This window comes from Curtobacterium sp. ABR8, assembly GCF_057812125.1.
In genome coordinates this window covers 3,944,058-3,951,737 of sequence record NZ_CM173818.1, presented here as the reverse complement: position 1 = coordinate 3,951,737, position 7,680 = coordinate 3,944,058, and the positions used below count along the sequence as shown (strand labels likewise).

The following is a 7,680-nucleotide window of genomic DNA, read 5'->3' as shown; positions in this document are numbered from 1 at the left end:
GTCGCGCTCGTCTCCAGGTGTGTGTCGTGCGTTCGGTGCCGGACCGGGGTGCGTCCTGCTGGGTCGGACGTGCCGGGGCGCCGCGGGTGGTGGCGCTCAGCGGACCGTGTCGTTCGCCGGCGGTTCATCGGTGGCTCGGGGGCTTCGTCGACGCCTCGTACCGCGCGTGTTCCCACAGGGTTGTCCACAGTGTTGTCCACGACCGCCCGGATCCGTCGGACAGGAGTACTTCCCTGTCGTACCGGGGCGCGGGGCCGATCGATGACCCCACTGTAAAGGACCGGGCCGGGTGGCACCGAACGGAAGTTGTCCCCAATGTGGAGAATGGACCGCGGCGGTGTCCACGACGCCCCGGCATCGAGGCCGGCCCCGATCGGCGTTTGACCTGCCCGCTGCTGTCACGTACCGTTAACCAGTTGACTGCGGCCGATTGGTCGCGCCCATCTGCGTCGTTCGACACCGAGCGATGACACATACATACGTGACGGCTCGCCGCGAGCAGCCGTGTGGAGAGATCATGAGCAAGCGCACCTTCCAGCCGAACAACCGTCGCCGCGCCAAGAAGCACGGCTTCCGCCTCCGCATGCGGACGCGTGCCGGCCGCGCCATCCTGTCGGCGCGTCGCGCCAAGGGCCGCACCGAGCTCTCGGCCTGATCAGGCTCATCGCCTGATCCGGTCCTCGGTCTGACCCCGGCATCGCAGTGTTGGCCAGAGCCAACCGCATCGTCCGCGGGGACGACTACCGGAACGTCGTGCGTCGTGGTCGCAAGAGCGCCACGGCGCACGTCGTTGTGTCCGTGGTCCGTCGTCCGGCGGACCCCACCGGACCATCACGGTTCGGGTTCATCGTCGCGAAGACGGTGGGCAACGCCGTGACACGGAACCTGATCAGGCGGCGGCTCAAGGCGATTGCGCACGGCATCCTCGCCGACTCCCCCGTGGGGTACGACGTGGTGGTCCGAGCACTGCCAGCCGCATCGCAGGCCGGATGGCCTACCCTGCTCGAAGACGTCGTGCGCTCCTACGCGCGCGGGGTGGAGAAGGCAGCATGAACCGCATCCAGTGGACCCGGCTGGCCTGGGTCGCCGCGTTGCTCCCACGCAACGCGTGCGTCGTCGTGCTCCGGGCCTACCGTGCCGTGATCTCCCCGCTGTACGGCAACGTCTGCCGGTACCACCCGTCGTGCTCCCGGTACGCCCTCGAAGCGATCCAGCAGTACGGCGTCGTCCGCGGATCCGCGATGGGCGCCTGGCGTATCGCTCGCTGCAACCCCTGGGCTGCAGGCGGCATCGACGACGTCACGGAACGTCGTCGCCCGTTCGTCGTCAACCGGTTCGGGTTCGTCCTCGCGCCGATCCCGCAGCAGCCGCACCCCGCGGTCGGAACGGCCCGGCCGGTCCTGCTCCCCCAGCGCACTCGAAAGGCGTAGCCGTCCCCATGGACATCATCGGTACGATCCTCTGGCCGCTCAAATGGGTGGTCTCCGCCATCCTCGTCGGCTTCCACTGGATCTTCGAGAGCATCGGCATGGACCCGGGCGCGGGTATCACCTGGGTCCTCTCCATCATCTTCCTGACCTTCGTGGTCCGCGCCGCGCTGATCCCGATCTTCGTGCGCCAGATCAAGTCGCAGCGTCGCATGCTCGAGGTCGCGCCGCAGCTGAAGAAGATCCAGGACAAGTACAAGGGCAAGAAGGACCAGTTCTCGCGTGAGGCCATGAGCCGCGAGACCATGGCGCTCTACAAGGAGACCGGCACCAACCCGCTGAGCTCCTGCTTGCCGCTGCTGCTGCAGATGCCGATCTTCTTCTCGCTGTACTCGGTGCTGCACGAAGCACAGATCAACAAGACGGGCATCGGCCTGCTGACGAACGACCTCGCGGCGTCGTTCGGCAACGCGGCCCTGTTCGGCGCTCCCCTGCACGAGACGTTCACCAACGCCTCCGGGTGGGAAGTCCGTGCGATCGCCGGCTTCATGATCGTGGTCATGACGGCCTCGCAGTTCATCACGCAGCTGCAGCTGGTCGCCAAGAACATGTCGCCGGAGACCAAGGCGTCGCCGATGTACCGCCAGCAGAAGATGATGCTGTACATCCTCCCCCTGGTGTTCGTCATCTCGGGTCTGAGCTTCCCCCTCGGCGTCATGTTCTACTGGCTCGCGTCGAACGTCTGGACGATGGCGCAGCAGTACTTCGTCATCCGCAGCATGCCGACGCCCGGCTCCGAGGCGGCGCTGGCGCGTGAGGCACGTCTGGCGAAGAAGGCTCAGCGTCGCGGGATCGCGAACCCGGTCCTCGCCGAGGCCGGTGCCGGTGCGGGTGCCGCCGAGATCGAGGCCGTGCGCGTCACCACCCAGCGTTCGCAGCCGGTCGGCAAGCAGCGCTCGAAGAAGAACGGGAAGAAGTAAGTGACCGAGCAGGACACCGCCGCAGCCGTCGACACCCCCGAGGCCGAGGACGGCCGCGACGAAGCCGACATCGCTGCGGACTACATCGAGGAACTCCTCGACATCTGCGACCTCGATGGCGACATCGAGATCGAGGAGCGCGCCGGCCGCGTCTACCTGTCGGTCACCGATGACGGTGAGGCGCTCCGTGTGCTGTCGAAGCCGGACACCGTGACCGCGCTGCAGGAACTGACGCGGATCGCCGTGCAGGCCGAGACCGGTGAGTTCAGCCGGTTGATCCTCGACGTGGGCGGTTCGCGTGACGCCCGTGCCGATGAACTCCAGCGTCTCGTCGACACTGCGGTCGAGCGCATCGAGGCGGGTTCGTCGTCGGCCGCCCTGCCCCCGATGTCGTCGTACGAGCGCAAGCTGGTCCACGACCTGGTCGCCGAGAAGGGCTTCCACTCGGAGTCCGAGGGCGAGGGTCGGGACCGCCACACGGTCGTCACCCGATGACGGATGACGTGGTGTCCACGGACGTCGCTCCGGTGCTCGAAGCCGAGCCCGCGGCTGCGTCCGCGCTCTTCGGTGACCAGATCGCGACGGCGCGGTCGTTCACGAACGAGCTGGCTCGGCGGGGCGAGGAGCTGGGCCTGATCGGCCCGCTCGAATTGCCGCGACTCTGGACGCGACACATCCTCAATTCTGCGTTGCTGGCTCCCCTCCTGGAGGCCCGTGGCCGGGTCGCCGACGTCGGCTCCGGTGCCGGGTTGCCCGGTCTCGTGCTCGCGATCGCCCGTCCTGACGTGCAGTTCACGCTCATCGAGCCGATGGAGCGTCGTGTGGACTGGCTCACGTCCGAGGCGGGCCGACTCGGCCTGTCGAACGTGACCGTCGTCCGTGCCCGCGCCGAGGACGTCGCTGATGACATCGTGGTCGACCAGGTCACGGCCCGCGCTGTCAGTGCACTGTCGAAGCTGATCCCGATCACGGTTCCGCTCGTTCGGTCCGGCGGTCAGCTCATCCTGATGAAGGGTGCGCGGGTTGACGACGAGATCGAGAAGGCTCGGAAGGTCATCCTCCGCACGCACCTTTCGGACGTCGAGGTCCTCGAGCTCGGGGACGGTGTGGTCGAAGAGACCACACGTGTCTTCCGGGCTACAGTTGACTGACGCTGCGGCCCGGACCGGCAGGTTCGACCACCAGCGGCTCCACGTTTCACGTGAAACATCGAACCGGGGAAGAGGCATTCGTTGAGCTCATCGACCGATTACGACGCGTCGACTCCGCTTGCTCGCGAAATCGCCGACCTGAACCGCCGGCGTCGGGCCATCGCGACGCAGCAGTTCCCATTGCCATCCAAGACGCGCATCATCACCGTCTCGAACCAGAAGGGCGGCGTCGGAAAGACCACGACGACCGTCAACTTGGCTGCAGGCCTCGCCCACGGCGGGGCTCGCGTCCTCGTGATCGACCTTGATCCACAGGGCAACGCGTCGACGGCTCTCGGTGTCGACCACCAGGCTGAGGTCGCCAGCATCTACGACGTCATCGTCGACGAGGCTGCGATGGCCGACACGGTGCAGCGGTCCCCCGAATCCGACACACTCTGGTGTGTCCCGGCGACGATCCACCTGGCCGGTGCGGAGATCGAGCTCGTGTCGCTGGTTGCGCGGGAACAGCGCCTGCGTACCGCGCTCGACCTGTACCTCCAGTCGCTGGATGAGCCGTACCACTACGTGTTCATCGACTGCCCGCCGTCGCTCGGCCTCTTGACGATCAACGCGTTCGTTGCGGCGCAGGAAGTGCTGATCCCGATCCAGTGCGAGTACTACGCGCTCGAGGGGCTCAGCCAGTTGTTGCGGAACATCGAGCTCATCGAGCGGCACCTCAACCCGAATCTCCGGGTCTCGACCATCCTGCTGACCATGTACGACGGACGGACCAACCTGGCGAACCAGGTCGCAAATGACGTGCGTGAGCACTTCGGTGACCAGGTCCTCAAGGCGATGATCCCCCGATCAGTGCGGGTGAGTGAAGCGCCGAGTTACGGACAGAGCGTCGTGGCGTACGACGTGAACTCCACAGGGTCGCTCTCCTACCTGGAGGCGGCCGCCGAGATCGCAGCACGAGGAGCGCAGGACTGATGGCACCCAAGCGAACCGGACTGGGCCGTGGCATCGGCGCGCTCATCCCGACGGCAACGGACCAGCAGGATCGTCCGGTCGACGTGTTCTTCCCCACCGGTGGTTCCCCGGCATCGGCGCCGACGGCCGACGAGCTCGTGGCCGTCCCGGGTGCGCGGCTCGCGAACCTCAACCCGCTGGACGTGATCCCGAACGCGCAGCAGCCTCGCAAGGAGTTCCGCGAGGAAGAGCTGCAGGAGCTCGTGCACTCCATTCGCGAGATCGGCGTCCTGCAGCCCATCGTGGTCCGCCCGATCCCCGGGGCTGCCGGGACGGAGCCGCAGTACGAGCTCATCATGGGCGAACGTCGCCTCCGTGCGACCAAGGAACTCGGACTCAGCGTCATCCCGGCGATCGTCAAGGAGACGCCGGACGACGCGATGCTCCGTGATGCCCTCCTCGAGAACCTCCACCGGGCGCAGCTCAACCCCCTCGAGGAAGCTTCGGCCTACCAGCAGCTCTTGGCGGACTTCGGTATCACGCAGGAGCAGCTCGGCCAGCGCATCGGCCGGTCGCGTCCGCAGATCACCAACACCATCCGTCTGCTGCGGCTCCCCTCCCCCGTGCAGCGACGGGTCGCCGCCGGCGTGCTGTCAGCCGGTCACGCACGCGCGATCCTGGCTGCACCGGATGCTGAGGCCATGGAGTACCTCGCCGAGAAGATCGTCAACGAGGACCTGTCGGTCCGTGCTGCTGAGTCCATCGCGCAGCAGCTCGCGACGAAGACCCCGCCGAAGCCGGCGCCGCAGCCCACGAAGAACCAAGCGCACTTCAACGACCTCGCTGAGCGGATCGGCGATCGCCTGAACACGCGGGTCAAGATCGCCGTCGGAGCACGGAAGAGTTCCGTGACGATCGACTTCGCGAACGGTGACGACCTCAACCGCATCCTCACGGAGCTGGGGATCAGCGACGTCTCGTCCTGACGCCTCGTCAATGGCGCTGTGCGCCCCGTAGCGGGCCTCGCAGGCCCGGCTCGGATATCCGGAGCAGTGAGGGATCGTTCGGCCCGGTGCGGAGCGCGTAGCCGTTCAGCTGATGCGAGTTCATGAACAGCGAACGCGAACGCCGCATGTTCCACGTGGAACCAGGCTCGAATCATGAGGTTCTAGAATCCCGAGCCGCTTTGGCGTGGGGCGTTGGCGAGGAACTCCGCGCTTGGCGTCGCGGCCGCGTGGGCACCCTTCACGACGTTGCTCGTCGCGCAGGGGTGTCTCCGCAGTACTCGTCGGAGATGGAACGCGGGCGGAAGGTGCCCTCGGGTGACCACGTTCCGCAGGTACTGATGGCGAACAACTGCGGAGCAGCTTCCTCGTCGCAGCCTGAGGCGTCGTCGGGGACGCCTCCCGTCAGCGTCGAGTGATCACGGGGTCCACGAGCCCGTACCGCTGGGCCTGACGGGCCGAGATCACGCGATCGTGATCCGTGTCGGCTCGGAGGTGGTCGATACTCTGGCCGCTGTGCTCGGCGAGCATGGCACTCGGGTCGCCGCCGTCGGAGTTGACGGAGAGCCGCAGGTCCGAGCCCGGGTTGTCCGACTCGAGGAAGCGGAGTCGCGATGAGGGCATTGGCGACGCCAGCATCGATCGCGGTACCGATGGAGATGATCCGTTCGGTGAGCAGGTGCGACAAGACCTCCAAGACCCGGTCGTCGCAGGCGTCCCGCGCGATGACGTTCGGGATCGTGTACGCACTCATCGGTCTCCCTCCCGTGCCGGAGGTCCGCCGAAGCCTGTCACCGCGGACCTGCGCTGCTGGGGTCGGATCCCCGAGAAGTCGTTGACGACCAGGTCGACGAACCCGTAGTCGAGGGCCTCCTGCGCGGAGTACCAGTGGTCGTGCAGCGAGTCCTCGAAGATGCGGTCGACCTTCTGCCCGGCGTCTGCCGCGATGAGTCCGCCCTGGTGCATAAGGCTCCGGTTGTGCGGCAGCGCTCGTCGCTTGAGGTCCCGGAGTGCGAGCACCGCCGGAACCGAGCCGCTAGGCGAATGCGTCCAGAGCGCAATGTCGTTCCGGAAGCGGATCAGTTCTCAGCAGCGAGCCGCCGCGCAGCGGTGTTCCACGTGGAACATCGCACTCGCGGCCACTCCGATGTTCCACGTGGAACGTTCACGCCCGCAACTCAGGCGTGGTGGTCGCGGATCGCCTGTTCGGCGAGCTCTGCGTAGGTCCAACCCAGGTCGAAACCGGACGCCGAGAGTGCCTGCGGGAGCAGTGAAGTCTCGGTCAGACCCGGGAGAACGTTGGCCTCGAGGAACCAGGGCGTACCCGCTCCGTCGATGATGAGGTCCACACGCGACAGGTGGCGGAGGCCGAGCGCAGCGTGGGCTGCGACTGCGGCGTCCGCTGCAGCTGACGCGAACTCGTCCGACAGCCGGGCCGGGGTGTAGAACGTCGTCTCCCCCGCGTTGTACCGTGCCTCGAACCCGTAGATCCCGTTCCGCGGCACGATCTCCACGGCGGAGAGGGCCACGGGCCCGTCGCCGGTGTCGATGATGCCGACAGCGACCTCGGTGCCTCGGATGAGCTGCTCGACCACGACGTCGTCACAGTACGTGTACGCCGTCACCATGGCTCGCGGCAGGTCGTTGACGTCGTCGACGAGGGTGACGCCCTGCGCGCTGCCACCGCGTGCTGGCTTCACGGCGAGTGGAACCGGGTGCTCCCCCGCGATGGCCTCGAGCACTCCGACAGCACCGAGTTCGCGGAACACGTCGTGGGACAGCGTGACGGAGCGAGGGGTTCGCACACCTGCCCGCGCGACCAACGCGGAGGCCGTGGGCTTGTCCCATGCCAACCGTGCCGACGTGGAACGTGAGCCGACGAACGGGATGTCCACCGCCTCCAGGATGCCCCGCAGGGCCCCGTCTTCACCGGAGGCGCCGTGCAGAGCCGGCCACACGACGTCCGGGCGGGTTTCGGCGAGAGCCGGCAGGAGCAGTGCGTCCGCGTCGCGGAGGTCGACCTGCCAGCCGTACCCGGTCAGCGAGTCGGCGACCCGTCGACCGGAGCGCAGGGAGACGTCACGTTCGTGCGAGATCCCTCCCGCGACGACGACGACGTGACGACGGGTGAGCTCAGCCATGGGGGTCCTCCGGTGTGGAACGA

The 7,680-nt window shown here is 67.2% G+C and carries 12 protein-coding genes; 9 read left to right on the top strand and 3 right to left on the bottom strand.

The genetic code is table 11. From position 1 onward, the window contains the following. Positions 1 to 517 precede the first annotated feature (517 nt). From rpmH to ACXKZB_RS18955, 9 genes are all read left to right on the top strand, one after another. Positions 518 to 655, top strand: a complete 138-nt coding sequence (rpmH, locus tag ACXKZB_RS18995) for a 50S ribosomal protein L34 (protein ID WP_022889115.1) — start codon at positions 518 to 520, stop codon at positions 653 to 655. Positions 656 to 702: 47 nt separating this feature from the next. Then, positions 703 to 1,053 carry a ribonuclease P protein component gene (rnpA, locus tag ACXKZB_RS18990; protein ID WP_488824203.1) on the top strand — a complete coding sequence of 117 codons (351 nt, stop codon included), beginning with the start codon at positions 703 to 705 and terminating at the stop codon, positions 1,051 to 1,053. Beyond that, positions 1,050 to 1,430, top strand: a complete 381-nt coding sequence (gene yidD / locus ACXKZB_RS18985) for a membrane protein insertion efficiency factor YidD (RefSeq protein ID WP_111083680.1) — start codon at positions 1,050 to 1,052, stop codon at positions 1,428 to 1,430. Before rnpA ends, yidD begins: the two co-directional genes overlap by 4 nt. A gap of 8 nt (positions 1,431 to 1,438) precedes the next feature. Further along, positions 1,439 to 2,407 carry a membrane protein insertase YidC gene (gene yidC, locus ACXKZB_RS18980; RefSeq protein ID WP_123292941.1) on the top strand — a complete coding sequence of 323 codons (969 nt, stop codon included), beginning with the start codon at positions 1,439 to 1,441 and terminating at the stop codon, positions 2,405 to 2,407. Continuing rightward, complete coding sequence (locus ACXKZB_RS18975; RefSeq protein ID WP_488824202.1) at positions 2,408 to 2,902, top strand: Jag family protein; 495 nt, start codon at positions 2,408 to 2,410, stop codon at positions 2,900 to 2,902. Next, the gene (gene rsmG / locus ACXKZB_RS18970) at positions 2,899 to 3,558 is read left to right on the top strand and encodes a 16S rRNA (guanine(527)-N(7))-methyltransferase RsmG (protein ID WP_488824201.1); all 660 of its coding nucleotides are present in this window, start codon (positions 2,899 to 2,901) and stop codon (positions 3,556 to 3,558) included. The genes ACXKZB_RS18975 and rsmG overlap by 4 nt, the downstream gene beginning before the upstream one ends. 81 nt (positions 3,559 to 3,639) lie before the next feature. Next, positions 3,640 to 4,533, top strand: coding sequence for a ParA family protein (locus tag ACXKZB_RS18965; RefSeq protein WP_275898011.1), 894 nt, complete (start codon positions 3,640 to 3,642; stop codon positions 4,531 to 4,533). Next, positions 4,533 to 5,498, top strand: coding sequence for a ParB/RepB/Spo0J family partition protein (locus ACXKZB_RS18960; RefSeq protein ID WP_488824200.1), 966 nt, complete (start codon positions 4,533 to 4,535; stop codon positions 5,496 to 5,498). Before ACXKZB_RS18965 ends, ACXKZB_RS18960 begins: the two co-directional genes overlap by 1 nt. Positions 5,499 to 5,620: 122 nt before the next feature. Continuing rightward, positions 5,621 to 5,935: a helix-turn-helix domain-containing protein gene (locus tag ACXKZB_RS18955; protein ID WP_488824199.1), complete on the top strand. Its 315-nt coding sequence runs from the start codon at positions 5,621 to 5,623 to the stop codon at positions 5,933 to 5,935. On the opposite strand, the gene ACXKZB_RS18950 is transcribed toward ACXKZB_RS18955, so the two are convergent. From ACXKZB_RS18950 to ACXKZB_RS18940, 3 genes are all read right to left on the bottom strand, one after another. Continuing rightward, positions 5,922 to 6,140 (bottom strand): ATP-dependent Clp protease proteolytic subunit, encoded by a 219-nt coding sequence (locus ACXKZB_RS18950; RefSeq protein ID WP_488824198.1) that lies wholly within the window; start codon positions 6,138 to 6,140, stop codon positions 5,922 to 5,924. The two genes, ACXKZB_RS18955 and ACXKZB_RS18950, sit on opposite strands and share 14 nt — an antisense overlap. Positions 6,141 to 6,266: 126 nt before the next feature. Beyond that, positions 6,267 to 6,536 carry an ATP-dependent Clp protease proteolytic subunit gene (locus tag ACXKZB_RS18945; protein WP_488824197.1) on the bottom strand — a complete coding sequence of 90 codons (270 nt, stop codon included), beginning with the start codon at positions 6,534 to 6,536 and terminating at the stop codon, positions 6,267 to 6,269. Positions 6,537 to 6,694: 158 nt separating this feature from the next. Next, a complete protein-coding gene (locus ACXKZB_RS18940) occupies positions 6,695 to 7,657 on the bottom strand; it encodes a D-alanine--D-alanine ligase family protein (protein ID WP_123311302.1) in 963 nt (320 codons plus the stop codon). Positions 7,658 to 7,680 lie beyond the last annotated feature (23 nt).